This is a genomic window from Roseateles sp. NT4, from assembly GCF_051857475.1.
GTDB lineage: Bacteria > Pseudomonadota > Gammaproteobacteria > Burkholderiales > Burkholderiaceae_C > Pelomonas.
On record NZ_JBPZGZ010000007.1, the window covers coordinates 1 to 16,269 of the forward strand.

The window sequence follows — 16,269 nt, forward strand, 5'->3', positions numbered from 1 at the left end:
GTTTGATTCGTTTCCGATTCATTCGTCAGCAGCAAAGAGGCGAGATTTTGATCTGCTTTCGCAGCGCCGTCAAGTACTTTTGAAAAATTCTTTTTAGAACCTCTCGAAGCACTCGGCGACTCTCTCAAGCTCGCCCAGGTTCCAAATCAACTTGCGCCAACTCAGAACCCGTCTTCTCCAACCACTCCACCGCTAGCTGCCGTTCCCGACAAGCGCTGCGTTGTGATCAGCGAAGCCCACGACTGTAGCACAGGTTTTTCGGCTCTCGCAAGACTTCCGGCGAATTAATGTCTTCACCGGCCATTCAAGGCCACGCGGCTTTGCTGCGGCGCCCTTCCCAGGCTGCGCGCAAGGCAAACCAAGTACGCGGGTGTCTGGGCTCTTATTCTTATATATGTGAGCCGCACGAGGCTCCAATGGCTGCGATGGTGCCTATATGCAGCCTAGTGAACGGCGCTGGCACCCCTGGCGCCCAGCAGTTCTTTCTCGGCAGTGGCCTGCGGGTCCTCGCTGTCCATGATGGAGGGCAGTGCCGCCGCAAGCCGCTGGGCGTCGGCGCGCAGGATGCGCTGCTTGACCGCCGGGATCTGTGAGGGATGCATGGAGAAGCTGCGCAAGCCCATGGCCAGAAGCAGCTCGGTGAAGACAGGGTCGCCCGCCATCTCGCCGCAGACGCTGACGCCCTTGCCCGCTGCCCGCGCCTGGGCAATGGACTGGCCGATCAGTTGCAACACCGCCGGATGCCAAGGGTCATAGAGGTGCGCAACCGCCTCATCAGCGCGGTCGATGGCCAGCGTGTACTGGATGAGGTCATTGGTGCCGATGGAGACGAAGTCCACATGGCGCAGCAGCAGCGGCAGCATGACGGCCGCCGCAGGAATCTCGATCATCACGCCCAGTTCGACGCGCGTGTACGCATGCCCAGCGTCGGTCAACTGCTGCTGAACCTTCTTGACCATCTCCAGAATCGCCTTGACCTCACTGAGATGGGCCACCATCGGAATCAGCAACCTGACCTTGCCGTAGGCACTCGCCCTATAGATGGCGCGCAGCTGCTGGCGGAACATGCTGGGCTCGGCCAGGCTCCAGCGGATGGCACGCAGCCCCATGGCCGGGTTAAGCACATGCTCATGGCGCAGCTCATTGACAGTGAGGCGATCCAGCGGCTTGTCGGCGCCGACGTCCACTGTGCGGATGGTGACGGGCATGCCCTTCATTGCCTCGACAGCAGCCCTGTACGCGACAAACTGCTCTTCCTCGCTCGGCAGTTCGCCGTCGCGATTCATGAAGAGGAATTCGCTGCGGAACAGCCCAACGCCGGTGGCACCCGAATCGACAGCGGACTCGGCATCGGCCGGCATCTCTATATTGGCGTGCAGTTCGATGTGTTCACCATCCAGCGTGACCGCCGGCGTGTGCCGCAGCCGGGCCAGCCGCGCACGTTCCAACTCACTCTGGCGCTGGCGGAAGCGGTACTCCTCCAGCACGATGGGCGAGGGGTTGACGATGACCGTCCCAGCATCGCCATCGATGATGACCCAGTCGTCCTGCATGATGAGGCGCGAGGCCTCACGCGTGCCGACCACGGCGGGGATGTCCATGCTGCGCGCAACGATGGCGGTGTGCGAGGTCTTGCCGCCGATATCGGTGATGAAGCCGCGGAAGACGCTGCGCTTGAACTGGATCATGTCGGCCGGCGCAATGTCGGCAGCCACCAGCAGCAGCGGGTCCTCGCCACCGAAATCTCGCGGCGTGACCGGTGTCGGGGTGTCGCCCTGCTCCTGGGCCAGGGCCCGCAGCACGCGCTCGACGACCTGCTCCAGGTCGGCCTTGCGTTCGCGCAGGTAGTCATCCTCCATCTCGTCGAACTGGCGGGCCAGCACCTCGAGCTGGGCGGACAGGGCCCATTCGGCGTTGTAGTGGCGTTCGACGATCCACTGGCTGGCGCTGCCGGTCAGCGCCTCGTCGTGCAGCAGCATCAGGTGCACGTCCAGCAGGGCGGCCAGTTCGTGAGGCGCGTCGGCCGGCAATTCGTCCCTCAGCGTCTCCAGCTCCAGCACGACGGCGTCACGCCCACGCAGCAGGCGCGCAATCTCGGGCTGGACTTCATTCGGCGCCACGAAATAGTGGGCGACGTCGACGCGACTGGAGGCAATCAGCACGGCCCGACCAATCGCCACGCCACGCGAGACCGCAATGCCGAACACCTGAAAACTCATCAGCACCTCCGCAGATCAATCCCCAATGTAGCCTGAGCCGCAAGACCCCCGCGTCATGGTTTTTTCATAAGGGCTTCACCTCAGCGTCAAACCGCCCGTCCAGCATGACGGGTCATGAACCGCAGTCTGATCATCACGCATGCATTGCCGCATGCACCCACTCTGCAGCGTCCGGAGCGCCGCACCTCTTCCACCCGCCTCAGCGTGAGCTGGGCACGCAGCGAGGCCGAGGTGCGCGAAGCCCAGGCCCTGCGCTACCAGGTCTTCGCCATCGAGATGGGAGCCCGCCTGCCCACGCCCAAGGGCGCGCCGGCCGGTCTGGATGTCGACCTCTTCGACGCCTATTGCGAACACGTGCTGGTACGCGCCGACGGCGAGGATGGCGAACCGGGTCCCGTCATCGGCACCTACCGCGTGCTGACACCTTCCGCCGCCAAGCGCGCCGGCGGCCTGTACAGCGACACCGAGTTCGACCTGACCCGCCTGCGCAATATGCGCTCCCGCGTCGCCGAGATCGGCCGTTCCTGCGTGCATGCCGACCACCGCAGTGGCGGCGCCATCATTGCGCTGTGGGGCGCCCTGGCCGAGTTCATGGCCCGCAACGGCCTGGACACCGTCATCGGTTGCGCCAGCGTCAGCATGCGGGACGGCGGCCATTTCGCGGCCAGCCTGTGGAAACAGATCGCGATGAGCCATCTCGCGCCCATCGACTGCCAGGTGCGCCCGCGCCTGCCGCTGCCCATCGAGCATCTGCGCCAGGACCTCGTCGTCGAGCCGCCGGCCCTGATCCGCGGCTATCTGCGCTGCGGCGCCAAGCTGATGGGCGAGCCCGCCTGGGACCCCGACTTCAACACGGCCGATCTGCCGCTGCTGCTGCGCACGGCCGACCTGCCGGCGCGCTTTCGCCGCCTGACCGGCAACTGATCAGCTCACTGACCTTCGCCGAACTTGTCGTTGACGAGGGCGGTGATCTGGTCCTGGGCGGCCTGCTCGTCCTCGCCGTCGGTCTCCAGCTCGACCGTCGCGCCGATGCCGGCGGCCAGCATCATGACGCCCATGATGCTCTTGGCGTTCACGCGCCGGCCGTTGCGGCTCATGTAGACCTCGCACTTGAAACTGCCGGCCAGCTTGGTCAGCTTGGCCGAGGCGCGCGCGTGAAGGCCGAGCTTGTTGCTGATGGTGAGGGTGGACTTGATCATTCGTCGGGGGGCAAGGGAGGCGTGGCGACGATGCCGGTGATGGAGCCCTGCATGGCGCGCCGCGCCAGCTCGGCCAAAGGCTTCTGGCCGGCATAGCAGAGGGTGCGCCACAACATGGGCACACTGACGCCGGTCAACACCTGCACCTGCTCACCCGCCAGGCGCTGGGCGCCATTGCTGGGCGTGGCACCGAACACATCGGTCAGCACCAGCCATTCGGGCTGGTCGGCCTGGGCCATCAGCGCGCGGGCTGCCTTCTCGACGTCTTCGGCACACATGCCGGTGTCGACATCCAGCACCGTGAGCGTCGGCGCACAGTCGGGAAAGGTGTGCTCGGCCACCTGCCGCAGCGCAGAGGCCAGCGGCGCGTGGGCGATCACGAGCAGGTTGGGCATGGTGGCATGTTAGCGGGCGGCCTCGATGGCCAGCCCGGCGCGGAAGCTTTCCCACACGGCCACGTCGTCCTGAGGCAGGGTCATCAGCGCCTGGTAGACGCGCCCGCCATGGGCAAAGACCGCCACGCGGGTGACGCCGCCTGTACCGGCCAGCCGGTATTCGGCGGCCTCCGGCATGGGCGTCATGCCAGCCACCTGCAAAGCCTGACCAGGCGGCAATGCCTGGCCGAGTTTGCCGGCCAAAGCCTGGGGCATGGCCTTCAATGCAGGGCCGACCTGGGTGGGCTCGGGTGTGTCGGCCCAGGACAGCGCAAAGCGCCCACCGCCAGCCTCGCATTGGGCCAGTCCCTTGTCCTGGCGCTGGTCGACCTCGGGCTTGCAGGGAAAGAGCGCCACGGCGCCGGACCCGGGCGGCCGGACCTCTCGCCAGTTCAACGCCGGCTGGCAGGCCGCCAGCAGCATCAGCATTAGGGCAAATCCGGCGGTTGTGCGGGAAGGCATGTCTGAATTATCGGCAGCGTCCCGAGGACAATTCCGCAATGCAACAAATGCCCTCTTCCCAAGCGCCTCTGGCGCTTTCCGGCGTGCGCGTGCTGGACCTGTCCCGCGTGCTGGCAGGCCCCTGGTGCACCCAGACCCTGGCCGACCTCGGCGCCGACGTCATCAAGATCGAACGTCCCGTCAGCGGTGACGACACCCGCGCCTGGGGTCCGCCCTATCTGAAGGACGCCGACGGCCAGGACACCACCGAAGCCGCCTATTTCCTCGGTGCCAACCGCAACAAGCGCTCCCTGGCCGTGGACCTGGCCAAGCCCGAGGGCCAGGCCATCGTGCGCAAGCTGGCCGGCCAGGTCGACGTGCTGGTGGAGAACTTCAAGGTCGGCGACCTGGCCCGCTACGGCCTGGACGCCCAAAGCCTGCTGGCCGAGCACCCCGGCCTCGTCATCTGCTCCATCACCGGCTTCGGCCAGACCGGCCCCTACGCCGAGCGCGCCGGCTACGACTACGCCGTGCAGGGCATGGGCGGCCTGATGAGCGTGACCGGTGAGCGCGACGACCTGCCCGGCGGCGGCCCGCAGAAGGTCGGCGTGGCCGTCTCCGACCTCTTCACCGGCATGTATGCCACCGTCGCCATCCTGGCCGCCCTGCGGCACCGCGACGCCACCGGCCAGGGCCAGCTCATCGACATGGCCCTGCTCGACACCCAGCTCGCCATGCTGGCCAACCTGGGCAGCAACTACCTCTGCAGCGGCAAGGCGCCCGGCCGCATGGGCAATGCTCACCAGAACATCGTGCCCTACCAGGTCTTCGAGGCCAGCGACGGCCATCTGATCCTCGCCGTTGGCAACGACCGCCAGTTCGCCAAGTTCTGCGACATTGCCGGCCGGCCGGACTGGGCGACCGACCCGCGCTTTGCCACCAACTCGGAGCGGGTGCGCAACCGCGCCATCCTCGTGCCCCAACTGGAAGAAGCCGTCCGCCAGCGCCCGCGCGACACCTGGCTGGCTGCTCTGGAAGCCGCCAAGGTGCCCTGTGGCTCGATCAACTCCATTGGTGAGGCGCTTGCCGACCCGCAAGCGCAGGCTCGCGGCGCCGTGGTGCCCATGCCCCATCCCCTGACGCCCGATCTGCGCCTCATCGCCAGCCCGATGAAGCTGTCGGCCACGCCCGTGGCCTACCGTCACGCGCCGCCGCTGTTGGGTCAACACAGCGACGAGTTGCTGCGAGAAGCCGGCTGTTCTGCGGAAGAAATCACGAACTGGCGTAACAGCGGTGTCATTGCGTGAGGACTAACCCACCCCCAATCTCAGGGTTTCCCCCTGCGTGGGGGATGGAGATGGCGGAGCGCTGTCCGCAGCATGCGCTCACGTACCGAGACGGGCCAAGCACCTAGAACCATCCGCCTCGGATCCGCAGCCACGGGGTCATGTCTACACCGCCTTCTTCAGCGCCAGTCAATGCCGCCAACGATGTCACGCCTGAGCCGACGCCGGTCCAGTGGGCGGACATCGTCCAGCAATTGGGCGCCGAGATCGCCGGGCCGCTGAGTGCGGCGCTCGAGCAGATCCAGAACCTCGCCACCACCGGCCAGATCGACCGCCGAGGCCTGCGCATGCTGCGCCGCAGCGTTGAGGACGCCCGCACGGCCGGCATGCTGGGCCAACAGCTATCCCGCCTGGCTTCGGGGCGCCTGCGCCTGAACCGCGAACGCCAGCACCTGACGCAGATGCTGCGCGGCGTGCTCGCCCAGCGCAGCCGCGAGACGCAGGCCCGCGGCGTGCAGGTGCGCCAGTCGCTCAAGCCGGTCGAGATCTGGGCGGACGGCGCCCTCCTCTTTGGCCTCATCAACGCGTTGATGGACTGGGCTCTGGCCAACACGCATTCCTCGGTGGACCTGCGCCTGGACCTGACGCCCTGGCCGGTCAAGGCCCGCCTGAGCTGCCGTTTCGCCCACCGCTCGCTGGAACTGCTCAGCGAAGACGCCGACCCGCACGCGCCCACGCCGGGGCTGGATTCCCTCGCCTGGCGCCTGCTGGAGCAAACCGCCATCACCCTGGGCGTGCTGCCGCTGCGCGAGCAGGAGGCTGGCATCACCCTGCTGACGCTGGAGTTCACCCAGCTCGCCCCCGACGAAGCGCCGCCGCCGGACAGCACCCACGCCAAGCTGGAAGCCGAGGCCGAGCGCCTGGGCGGCAATTCCCGCCCGCTGGCCGGCTGCCAGCTGCTGATCGTGTCGGCCCACCGCGAGCTGCGCGCCGAGGCCCAGGCTGCCGTGCGCCACATGGGCATGCTGGTCGACGTGGTCGGCAGCGTGGCCGAGGCCGAGCAGTTCTGCCGCGAAGGCCTGCCCCATGCCATGCTGTTCGATGAGGCCCAGATGAGCGAGCCCCTGCTGCAGCTCATCGCCGGCGTCATGCGCGACGCGCCGGACTTCGCTTTCGTCGAGATGTTCGACGGCGAGCACCGCACCCAGCTGTCCACGGCCACCGGCGACGGCGTGGCCCGCATCTCGCGCCGCCACCTGCCCGACGCCCTGCCCTCGCTGCTGATGTTCGAGCTGGCCAAGAGGGTTTAGCGGTTTCTCTAGAATCCGCGCCATGCTGTCCCGTCGCGTCCTTGCCGCTGCCCTGGTTTGCGTCGCCGCCCTGACGGGCTGTGCCCGTGAACAGGCGCCCGCCGTCGACTACGTGCTGCTGAATGGCCAGAAGGCCAGCTCGCGGGACTGGAGCGGCAAGGTCATGCTGGTCAACTTCTGGGCCACCAGCTGCGCGACCTGCGTGAAAGAGATGCCGCAGATCATCGCCACCCACGACAAGTTCAAGGCCCGAGGCCTGGACACCGTGGCCGTGGCCATGAGCTACGACCCGCCGGCCTTTGTCGCCAAATACGCCGAGACGCGCAAGCTGCCCTTCGGCGTCGCCATCGACAACACCGGCACCGTCGCCCAGGCCTTCGGCTCGGTGCAGATGACGCCGACCACCTTCCTCATCAACAAGCGCGGCGAGATCGTCAAGCGCTTTGTCGGCGAACCTGATTTCGCCGCCCTGCACGGCCTCATCGAACAGCTGCTGGCTGAAAGCTGAGCCCGCAGAGCGCCCGTTATGGGTGCCTGACGATGTGTCATGCCCGATGCGGCGCGGCTTGGCTGACACTGGGGCGATGCACAAGAAGCTCGGCCTCCTCGCCCTCTCGCTGCTGCTCGCCGCCTGCGCCCATCAGCCCCCGCCGCCGCCTGAGCCGCCGCGCGTCGCGCCTACGGCCGCCCAGCTGGAATCAGCCCGCAAGGTCGGCATGGACGCCACCGAGTTGGGCAGCCTGCTGAACAAACCGCTCTACAAGATGCAGCCCGCCGAAGTCGGCCGCTTCCTGGCCTTCGAGCAGCTGGATCAACCGAAGCTGCGCCAGCGCATCGCAGCCCTAGCGCGCAAGAACCTCGGCCAGCCCTACGAGCTCTTCCTGCTGGGCGAGTTTCCCTACGAGATCGATGACGCCCAGCCGCTGTTCGACCTGGGCAAGAGCGACTGCGTCGTCTTTGCCGAGCACACCTATGCGATGGCGCTCAGCGCGTCCTGGGCGGAGTTCTTCTGGGTGCTGCAGCGCATCCGCTACCGCGACGGTGTCATCGGCGTGGCCACGCGCAACCACTACACCGAGGCCGACTGGAATCTGGCCAACCGCTGGCTGGTCACCGACGTCACGGCCTCTCTGGGCGCGCCGACCCAGGCCTACCGCCAGCGCATCGACCGCCAGGCCTTTCTGAAGAAGCAGTTCAAGGTCCAGCGCGACATCGCGGTGCAGAACTTCGACGACGTCTATGTCGCCAAGCAGGACGTCGCGGCCATCGAAGCCCAGCTGCAGGACGGCGACTTCGTCAACATCATCTCCAGCCGCGGCGGCGAATCCTGGGCCTCGCATGTCGGGCTGATCGTCACCGGCGCCGACGGCTCGCGCCACCTGCTGCATTCGGCCGAACCGCAGGTGCGCGAGGAGACGCTGCAGGGCTTCATCGCCCGCATGGCCGAGCGCGATGCGCGCCAGGCCGGGCAGAACAAGGCCCAGCTGGCGGGCTTCAAGTTCCTGCGCCTGAACGACGCGCCGGAGCCGCCGCCGATGGCGCCGCAGCCCCGGCCCAAGCGCTCCTGATCAGGCGGCGGTCGGGTTCAGTGCCGCGTGGGCCTGCTCGTCCGCGTGGTAGCTGGAGCGCACCATGGCGCCGACGGCCGCGTGCGTGAAGCCCAGCTCGTAGGCTTCCTTCTCGAACTGCTTGAAGGCATCCGGCGTCACATAGCGGCGCACCGGCAGATGGTGGCCCGAAGGCGCCAGGTACTGGCCGATGGTGATCATGTCGATGTTGTGCACGCGCATGTCGCGCATGACCTGGCGGATCTCGTCGTCGGTCTCACCCAGGCCCACCATGATGCCGCTCTTGGTCGGCACGCCCGGCACTTCTTCCTTGAAGCGCTTGAGCAGGTTGAGGCTGAACTCGTAGTCCGAGCCCGGGCGCGCTTCCTTGTACAGGCGCGGCGCGGTCTCGAGGTTGTGGTTCATCACGTCCGGCGGCGCGGCCTTCAGGATGTTCAGCGCGCGGTCGGCGCGGCCGCGGAAGTCGGGCACCAGAACCTCGATCTGCGTCGTGGGGCTCAGTTCGCGGACCTTGGTGATGCACTCGGCGAAGTGACCAGCGCCGCCGTCCTTCAGGTCGTCGCGGTCGACGCTGGTGATGACGACGTACTTGAGCTTGAGCGCCGCGATGGTCTTGGCCAGGTTCAGCGGCTCGTCGACATCCAGCGGGTCCGGCCGGCCATGACCGACGTCGCAGAAGGGGCAGCGGCGGGTGCACTTGTCACCCATGATCATGAAGGTGGCTGTGCCCTTGCCGAAGCATTCGCCGATGTTGGGGCAGCTGGCTTCCTCGCAGACGGTGTGCAGCTTGTGCTCGCGCAGGATCTGCTTGATCTCGTAGAAGCGGGTGCTCGGCGAGCCGGCCTTGACGCGGATCCAGTCGGGCTTCTTCAGCACCTCGGCCGGCACGATCTTGATCGGAATACGGGAGGTCTTGGCCTCGGCCTTTTGCTTGATCGTCGGGTCGTAGGTCGTCGTGTCGGACATGGTCAGGGCGTCTTGACTTCGAATTGAGCCGAGAGTCGCTCGGCGAGCCGGCCGGCCGCGGTCGACCAGTCGGTGAAAACCCCGAGTTTATCGAGAGACGTGGTTTCCAGCCCTTCGTATCCGCACGGGTTGATGCGAAGAAAGGGTTCCAGGTCCATCGCAACATTGAGCGCGAGGCCGTGATAAGTGCAGTGGCGGCTGACCTTGATGCCCAGGGCAGCGACCTTGGCCAGGCCCGCGAAACCCTGCATCGGGCCGCTGAGCGCCGCGTGGCCGCCGGGGTCGGCCGGGCGCACATAGATGCCCGGCGCGCCGCCGACGCGCAGGCCGGTCACGCCATAGCTGTCCAGGGTCTGGATCAGGGCCGTCTCCAGGCGGAAGACGTATTCCTTGACGAAGATGCCCAGGCGCCGCATGTCCACCAGCGGGTAAGCCGTCACCTGGCCCGGGCCGTGATAGGTCACCTGGCCGCCGCGCTCGGTGGCGACGACGGGGATGTCGCCCGGCCCCAGCAGATGCTCGGGTTTGCCGGCCAGGCCTTGCGTGAAAGTGGGCGGATGCTCACACAGCCAGAGTTCGTCGGGCGTGTCCGCGTCCCGTGCCGCCGTGAAGGTGCGCATGGCCTCCAGCGTGGGCAGGTAATCCACCCGCCCGAGAGTCTTGACGATCATGCGGGCATCATAGGCAGGCGCTGTAAGCCTTCGCTTATCCAAGACGACTCGACCCGATGAAGACGCCACTGATTGCCACCTTGCTCCTCGCCGCCTCGCTGGCGCAGGCCGCCACCTTGTCCGAGGCCCTGACCGCCTATGACGAGGGCGACCTGAAAGTCGCCGCCAAGGGCTTTGCCGATTCGGCGAAGCGCGGCGAGGCCCTGGGCCAGTTCAACCTGGCGATGATGAATCTGCGCAGGGAGTTGCCCGGCGCCAGCGACGCCAAGGCCTGGCAGCTGCTGCAGCGCGCGGCGGCGCAGAAGCTGGCCCTGGCCGAGAACGCGCTGGGCGAGATGATCGAGCAGGGCCGCCACGGCAGGCTCGACGCGAAAGCCGCCTGCGGCTGGTTCGAACGCGCTGCCGAACAGGGCAATGGCGACGGCGCCCTGGCCACGGCCACCTGCTACTTCCTCGGCCGCGGCCGGGCCCAGGACCTGGCCCAGGCGCACCGCTGGTATCTGGAGGCCGCCAAGTCTGGCGACGTCGGCGCCCAGTACATCGTGGCCTCGATGTTCGAGACCGGCTCGGGCGTGGAGGCCGATGCGCGGCTGGCGCGCTACTGGTACGACGTGGCCGCGAAGAACGGTGACGACGCCGCCAAGGCCAAGCTCAAGGCGCTGCGGGACGCCGAGGCGGCCAGCTGATCAGAGCACGACCTTGACCATGGGATGCGTGGTCAGGGTGCGGTAGAGCTCGTCGAGCTGCTCGCGGCTGGTAGCCGTGACGGTGATGGTCAGGCCCAGGTAGTTGCCGCCCTTGCTGGGGCGCTGCTCGATGGTCGAGGCGTCGAAAGCCGGGTCGAACTGGCGCGCCACATGGGCGATGGCGTCGACAAAGCCCTCGACGTGGGCGCCCATGACCTTGATCGGGAACTGCGAGGGGTACTCGATCAGCGACTGTTCAGGCGGGATGTCGGGTGGCAGGTTCATGGCAACGTCTCTTCAGTGATCCCAAGGCATTCCGGGCCGAGCGCTGGGCCGCTCCCGAGCCGGCCCGCTTGGGCGATGCCGCAAGCATCGCCGTCCCCCAGGGGGACCGACCAGGTGCGCGCGCGTTCAGCGCTGCGCGACTGGGCGAGGGGCTCGTTCATTTGATCCAAAGGCGCAGCGAGTCCCAGGCGCGGCCGAGCAGGCCGGCGCCGGGCACGGCTTCCTGCACGATCAGCGGCACCTCGGCCACCGGTGCACCGGCGGCCGTCGTCACGCGCAGGATGCCGACGCGCTGGCCCTTGTTCAGCGGCGCGACCAGCGGGTCGGTGCGCTCGACCTGGGTCTGCAGCTTGGTGGCGTCGCCATGGGGCACGGCGACATAGATGGCGTCGGCAGCACCGAGCTTGGCTTCCTTGGACTCGCCCTTCCAGACCGGCACGGTGGCGATGGCCTTGCCGGCATCGAAGATCTTGACAGCATCGAAGGCCGTGTAGCCCCAATTCAGCAGCTTCTGGCTTTCGCTGGCGCGGGCTTCCTTGGACGACGTGCCCATGACGACGGACAACAGCCGGCGCTTGCCATTGGGGAAGTCGCGGTTGGCGCTGGCGATGAGGCAGTAGCCGGCGGCTTCGGTGAAGCCGGTCTTCATGCCATCCACTGTCGGGTCGCGGCGCAGCAGCAGGTTGCGGTTGTCCTGGCGGATCTTGTTGAAGGTGTAGTCGCGCTGCGAGTAGTAGCCGTAGTACTCGGGGAAGTCCGAGATGATGTGGGCGGCGACGACGGCGATGTCGCGGGCGCTGGTCTTGTGGCCGGGCTCGGACATGCCGGTCACGTTCTTGAACTCGGTGTTCTTCAGGCCCCAGGCCTGGGCCTGGCGGTTCATCAGCTGCACGAAGCTCTCAACCGTGCCGCCGACGCCTTCGGCCAGGGCCACGGCGGCGTCGTTGCCGCTCTGGATGATGAGACCGCGCAGCAGTTCATCGACCTTGGGTGTCATCGTCGTGTCGATGAACATCAGCGAAGGGTCGCCCTTGCGCTCGTCCCAGGCACGCTTGGACACAGTCAGGGTCTGCTCCAAGGTCAGCTTCTTTTCCTTCAGCGCGCCGAAGACGACATAGGCCGTCATCAGCTTGGTCAGCGACGCCGGGTCCAGGGCCACGTCGGCATCGCGCTCGGCCAGGGTCTTGTGCGTCGTCAGGTCGATCAGCACATAGTTGCGCGCCGCGATCTCGGGCGGCTGGGGCGTCTGGGCCTGGACGGCCAGGGCGAGGGAAGCGAGGAGCGAAGCGATCAGTCGTTTCATCGATTCTGTTCAGGCCCGCGCCGGATCGAAGGCGCGCACCACGAGAGACTTGAGCAGCGGCAACTGCCCGTGGAAGAAATGGCCCACGCCGGGCACGACGGTGACGGGCAGGCTCTGCGGCCGCGCCCAGTCGAGCACGGCCTGCAGGGGCACAACGTCATCGACCTCGCCATGGATGACCAAGGTGTCGGCCGGCACGGGGGCCGTGTCGAAGCGGCTGGTGGCCGGGCCGACCAGGACGAGGCGGCGTGCCGGTGTGGCCACACGTTGGGCAGCACGCGATGCGACGTAGCCGCCGAAGGAGAAACCCGACAGGATCAGCGCCTCACCGGGCGGCAGCACGGCGTCGAGCACCGCGAGGGCGTCATCGACTTCGCCGCGGCCTTCGTCCCAGCCGCCTTCGGATTGACCGATGCCGCGGAAGTTGAAGCGCACGGCGCGCCAGCCGAGGTGGATGAAGGCCCGGGCCAGGGTCTGGACGACCTTGTTGTCCATGGTCCCGCCCTGGGTCGGGTTGGGATGGCAGATCAGCACCGTGCCGGCCGGCGTCGCTCCGTCGGGTGGCAGGTCGATGGCCACCTCGATCTGGCCGGCGGGGCCGGGGACGAGGCGCTTCTCGGTTTGCGAGTTCATCGGCCGACGGAATCCGGCAGCACCAGGCGCTCGACCACCTGGCCGTCGCGCAGATGGCTCTCGACGATCTCGTCGATGTCGCTCTTGTCGACCCAGGAGTACCAGACGGCCTCGGGGTAGACGACGGCGACCGGGCCGCCGGCGCAGCGGTCCAGGCAACCCGCCTTGTTGATCCGCACGCCGCCCTTGCCGGCCAGGCCGAGCTGCTTGACGCGGGACTTGCAGTGGTCGAAGGCGCCTTGCGCGTCATGGTCGCCGCAGCTGGCCTCGCCATTGGTGCGCTGGTTCAGGCAGAAGAAGACGTGGCGCTCGTAGTAACTCATCGCTGTGGATTGTCTCACCGGGGTTTTTGCACGAGGCGGGCGGCCAGCCAGACGAGTGCAACGAAAGGCCACGTCCAAGCCACCCAGCGCGTCAGCCCATAGAGGTTGACGAAGCGGCCATGTTCCCAGGCCTGCATGTTCAGCGTCAGATAAGGGTCACTGGGCGCCAGGCTGATGAGGCCGACGAGGGCGCACAGCACGAACAGCCCCAAGGCCGCGGCGACCCGCGAGGGCAGCAGGCAGGCCAGCAGGGCCAACATGACGCCCAGGCCCACGCCGGGCCGCGTCGCCTCGCTGAGCCAGGCCCAGGCATGGTCGGGCCCGAAGGCCATGGCCGTTGACGTCGCCGTGCCCAGCAGCCCCAGCAGCACGGCGCCACCGGCCAGAGCGAGGCGGCGCAGGCCCGGGCGGGCCACGGTGATCATCAGCAGCACCGGTGCGAGCAGGCCCAGCGCGATCGCGAGCGCCTCCAGGCCCGGCGGCAGTTCATGCTCGATGGTGACCGCGTCGCCCCAGTTCAGGGCCCAGGGCGTGCCGGTCAGGGCGTCCAGCAGCATCTCGCGCCACCAGGGCAGCCACTGGCCCAGGCCAAAGGGCAGCGGCGTCGGGTACAGCAGGGCCAGCGGCCACAGCAGCAGCAGGGCCAGGGCCGGCGCGCTGCTGGCGCCAAACCAGTGGTCGCGCACATCCTCCCAGCGCTCCAGGCCACCCAGGGCGCTGAGCACCAGGCCGAAGGCGGCACCCAGGGTGCTGCCCGTCGTGTTCAAGGCCCAGTCCGACAGCGAGGGCACGCGGCCGGGCACGAAGAACTGCAGCGTCTCCATCGCAAACGACAGCAGCGGGCCGGGCAGCAGCCCCAGCAACAGGCCGCCGCGCAGGCCCCAGCCCGAGCGCATGGCGGCTGCGAAGCCGAGCAGGCCCAGCGGGATGTAGCCAATCAGGTTGGACTCGACGTCGAAGGCCCAGAAGCGCGCCGGCCAGGGCAGGCCGAACAGCCAGGGCAGCCCCATGCCGGGAGGCCAACGCCAGGGCCAGAACGGATAGAGGCTGGCGTAGATGACCAGGCCGATATGGGCCAGCAGCAGCCAGGTGGCGGAACTTTGGCGGCGACGCACGGTCGGCCTCTTCAGAAGGGCTTGACCGTCACGAGCACGACGATGGCGGCGAAGAGCAGGACGGCGGTCTCGTTGTAGACACGGAACCAGCGATGACTGCGTTTGTTGGACAGCGTCTCGAAGCAGCGCAGCAGGCGGCGGTTCATATGGTGGTAGCCGATCACGGCGACGACCAGCAGCATCTTGGCGTGCAGCCAGTAGCTGCCCGAAAACCGGCTGGCGCCCCAGCCCACCAGCAGCCACACGCCGAGCACCAGGGCCACGCCCATCAGGATGCTGCTGAAGCGGTGCAGCTTGTGCGCCATCAACAGCAGGCGCTCACGTTCGGCATGGCTGTCGGCCGGCACCATGGCCAGGTTCACGAAGATGCGAGGCAGGTAGAACAGGCCGGCAAACCAGGCGGCGACGAAGACGATGTGAAAGGCTTTGACCCAGAGCATGCGGCCATTATGGGCAGCACCAGCCGTCATCGAACCGTCGACCTCGCGGCACCCCAGGTGACGCGGATGGGCCTCGTAGCATGGGCCGCAGGACCCCGGCGCATCTGCGCCGAGCGGCTCGCTTGGCGAGGCGCATGTGCCACGTGACCAACAAAAAAAAGCCCCGGTTCAAGACCGGGGCCGGTAAAGCCTTATCGCTGTCATCACGCTAAGGCTCCTGCTCAGGGAGGAAAAGCAGGGAACGACCACCTTGCGGCTATCATTCGCGGACCAGTTTAGCGCGCTTGAGCGGTGACGTCACGAATAAATGACGTCGGGATGTGTCAACCATCACGCGCCGGGCCGCACCCCCCGCAGCCTGAGGATCCGACGTGTCCCGCACTGTTTTTTCCGCCCCCGTTTTCCCCGCGGCGCGCCCGCGCCGACTGCGCCGCGACGCCTTCACGCGTGCCCTGGTTCGCGAGCATGCGCTGAGCGCCAACGACCTCATCCTGCCGGTCTTCATCCATGAGGGCGAGAACCGCCTGGACGCCGTCGCGTCCATGCCCGGCGTGTCGCGCCAGAGCCTGGATCACCTGCTGCGCACGGCCGAGCAATGCGTCGAACTCGGCGTGCCGGTCATCGCCCTTTTCCCCGTCATCGAGGCGTCGCTGAAGACGCCCGACGGCGCCGAAGCGCTGAACCCGAACGGGCTGGTGCCGCGCGCGGTGCGCGAGGTAAAAAAGCATTTCCCGCAGCTCGGCCTGCTGACCGACGTCGCCCTGGATCCCTTCACCAGCCACGGCCAGGACGGCGTCATCGATGAGAGCGGCTACATCCTGAATGACCCGACCGTCGAGATCCTCGCGAAGCAGGCCTTGGTGCAGGCCGAGGCCGGCGTCGACATCGTCGCGCCCAGCGACATGATGGACGGCCGCATCGGCGCCATCCGTCAGGCGCTCGAGGCCGCCGGCCATATTCACACGCGCATCATGGCTTACAGCGCCAAATACGCCAGCAGCTTCTACGGCCCCTTCCGCGACGCCGTGGGTTCGGCTGCCAACCTCGGCAAGGCAGACAAGAAGACCTACCAGATGGACCCCGGCAACAGCAACGAAGCCCTGCGTGAAGTGGCCCTGGACCTGGCCGAAGGGGCCGACATGGTCATGGTCAAGCCAGGCATGCCTTATCTGGACATCGTGCGCCGCGTGAAGGACGAGTTCCGCGTGCCGACCTTCGCCTACCAGGTCAGCGGCGAGTACGCCATGGTCAAGGCCGCCGCCGCCAACGGCTGGCTGGACCATGACGCCGTCATGATGGAGTCGCTGCTGGCCTTCAAGCGCGCCGGCGCCGATGGCGTGCTGAGTTATTTTGCACTCGACGCTGCCCGGCTGCTGAAGAAGGGTTGAGC

The 16,269-nt window shown here is 67.4% G+C and carries 19 protein-coding genes; 7 read left to right on the plus strand and 12 right to left on the minus strand.

Translation table 11 applies throughout. The annotated features are described in order from the left end of the window. Positions 1-443: 443 nt before the first annotated feature. On the minus strand, positions 444-2,219 hold the full coding sequence (gene ptsP / locus ACS5PN_RS28670) for a phosphoenolpyruvate--protein phosphotransferase (protein ID WP_439467430.1): 1,776 nt from the start codon (positions 2,217-2,219) through the stop codon (positions 444-446). A gap of 114 nt (positions 2,220-2,333) precedes the next feature. Here ptsP and ACS5PN_RS28675 point away from each other — a divergent pair, with 114 nt between their 5' ends. Beyond that, positions 2,334-3,143, plus strand: coding sequence for a GNAT family N-acetyltransferase (locus ACS5PN_RS28675; protein ID WP_439467431.1), 810 nt, complete (start codon positions 2,334-2,336; stop codon positions 3,141-3,143). A gap of 5 nt (positions 3,144-3,148) precedes the next feature. Here ACS5PN_RS28675 and ACS5PN_RS28680 read toward each other — a convergent pair whose 3' ends face one another. From ACS5PN_RS28680 to ACS5PN_RS28690, 3 genes are read right to left on the minus strand one after another with little or no spacing between them, the layout of a single operon-like run. Beyond that, a complete protein-coding gene (locus ACS5PN_RS28680) occupies positions 3,149-3,418 on the minus strand; it encodes an HPr family phosphocarrier protein (protein WP_056194300.1) in 270 nt (89 codons plus the stop codon). Further along, positions 3,415-3,813, minus strand: a complete 399-nt coding sequence (locus ACS5PN_RS28685) for a PTS sugar transporter subunit IIA (protein WP_439467432.1) — start codon at positions 3,811-3,813, stop codon at positions 3,415-3,417. The genes ACS5PN_RS28680 and ACS5PN_RS28685 overlap by 4 nt, the downstream gene beginning before the upstream one ends. 9 nt (positions 3,814-3,822) lie before the next feature. Next, positions 3,823-4,314, minus strand: a complete 492-nt coding sequence (locus ACS5PN_RS28690) for a hypothetical protein (protein WP_439467433.1) — start codon at positions 4,312-4,314, stop codon at positions 3,823-3,825. 47 nt (positions 4,315-4,361) lie between these two features. Here ACS5PN_RS28690 and ACS5PN_RS28695 point away from each other — a divergent pair, with 47 nt between their 5' ends. The 4 genes from ACS5PN_RS28695 to ACS5PN_RS28710 all read left to right on the plus strand — a co-directional run bounded on the left by ACS5PN_RS28695 (position 4,362) and on the right by ACS5PN_RS28710 (position 8,457). Next, on the plus strand, positions 4,362-5,600 hold the full coding sequence (locus ACS5PN_RS28695; RefSeq protein WP_439467434.1) for a CaiB/BaiF CoA transferase family protein: 1,239 nt from the start codon (positions 4,362-4,364) through the stop codon (positions 5,598-5,600). A 140-nt stretch (positions 5,601-5,740) separates the two neighbouring features. Further along, positions 5,741-6,889, plus strand: a complete 1,149-nt coding sequence (locus ACS5PN_RS28700) for a hypothetical protein (RefSeq protein ID WP_439467435.1) — start codon at positions 5,741-5,743, stop codon at positions 6,887-6,889. Between the two features lie 22 nt (positions 6,890-6,911). Beyond that, the gene (locus tag ACS5PN_RS28705; RefSeq protein ID WP_439467436.1) at positions 6,912-7,397 is read left to right on the plus strand and encodes a TlpA family protein disulfide reductase; all 486 of its coding nucleotides are present in this window, start codon (positions 6,912-6,914) and stop codon (positions 7,395-7,397) included. 76 nt (positions 7,398-7,473) lie between these two features. Further along, entirely contained in the window at positions 7,474-8,457 is a 984-nt protein-coding gene (locus ACS5PN_RS28710; protein WP_439467437.1) for an N-acetylmuramoyl-L-alanine amidase-like domain-containing protein, read from the plus strand. Here the strand turns inward: ACS5PN_RS28710 and lipA are convergent, their stop codons facing one another. Further along, entirely contained in the window at positions 8,458-9,423 is a 966-nt protein-coding gene (lipA, locus tag ACS5PN_RS28715) for a lipoyl synthase (protein ID WP_439467438.1), read from the minus strand. Positions 9,424-9,425: 2 nt separating this feature from the next. Next, positions 9,426-10,094, minus strand: a complete 669-nt coding sequence (gene lipB / locus ACS5PN_RS28720) for a lipoyl(octanoyl) transferase LipB (protein ID WP_439467439.1) — start codon at positions 10,092-10,094, stop codon at positions 9,426-9,428. Between the two features lie 56 nt (positions 10,095-10,150). Here lipB and ACS5PN_RS28725 point away from each other — a divergent pair, with 56 nt between their 5' ends. Next, positions 10,151-10,780, plus strand: a complete 630-nt coding sequence (locus ACS5PN_RS28725; RefSeq protein ID WP_439467440.1) for a tetratricopeptide repeat protein — start codon at positions 10,151-10,153, stop codon at positions 10,778-10,780. Here the strand turns inward: ACS5PN_RS28725 and ACS5PN_RS28730 are convergent, their stop codons facing one another. The 6 genes from ACS5PN_RS28730 to ACS5PN_RS28755 form a co-directional block, all read right to left on the minus strand. Then, complete coding sequence (locus tag ACS5PN_RS28730) at positions 10,781-11,065, minus strand: DUF493 family protein (protein WP_439467441.1); 285 nt, start codon at positions 11,063-11,065, stop codon at positions 10,781-10,783. 157 nt (positions 11,066-11,222) lie between these two features. Further along, a complete protein-coding gene (locus tag ACS5PN_RS28735) occupies positions 11,223-12,368 on the minus strand; it encodes a D-alanyl-D-alanine carboxypeptidase family protein (RefSeq protein ID WP_439467442.1) in 1,146 nt (381 codons plus the stop codon). 9 nt (positions 12,369-12,377) lie between these two features. Next, a complete protein-coding gene (locus ACS5PN_RS28740; protein ID WP_439467443.1) occupies positions 12,378-13,001 on the minus strand; it encodes an alpha/beta hydrolase in 624 nt (207 codons plus the stop codon). Further along, complete coding sequence (locus ACS5PN_RS28745) at positions 12,998-13,324, minus strand: (2Fe-2S) ferredoxin domain-containing protein (protein WP_439467444.1); 327 nt, start codon at positions 13,322-13,324, stop codon at positions 12,998-13,000. Before ACS5PN_RS28745 ends, ACS5PN_RS28740 begins: the two co-directional genes overlap by 4 nt. A gap of 14 nt (positions 13,325-13,338) precedes the next feature. Beyond that, entirely contained in the window at positions 13,339-14,439 is a 1,101-nt protein-coding gene (locus ACS5PN_RS28750) for a VanZ family protein (RefSeq protein ID WP_439467445.1), read from the minus strand. 11 nt (positions 14,440-14,450) lie between these two features. Beyond that, entirely contained in the window at positions 14,451-14,879 is a 429-nt protein-coding gene (locus ACS5PN_RS28755; RefSeq protein ID WP_439467446.1) for a CopD family protein, read from the minus strand. 371 nt (positions 14,880-15,250) lie between these two features. Here ACS5PN_RS28755 and hemB point away from each other — a divergent pair, with 371 nt between their 5' ends. Continuing rightward, the gene (hemB, locus tag ACS5PN_RS28760; protein WP_439467447.1) at positions 15,251-16,267 is read left to right on the plus strand and encodes a porphobilinogen synthase; all 1,017 of its coding nucleotides are present in this window, start codon (positions 15,251-15,253) and stop codon (positions 16,265-16,267) included. Positions 16,268-16,269 lie beyond the last annotated feature (2 nt).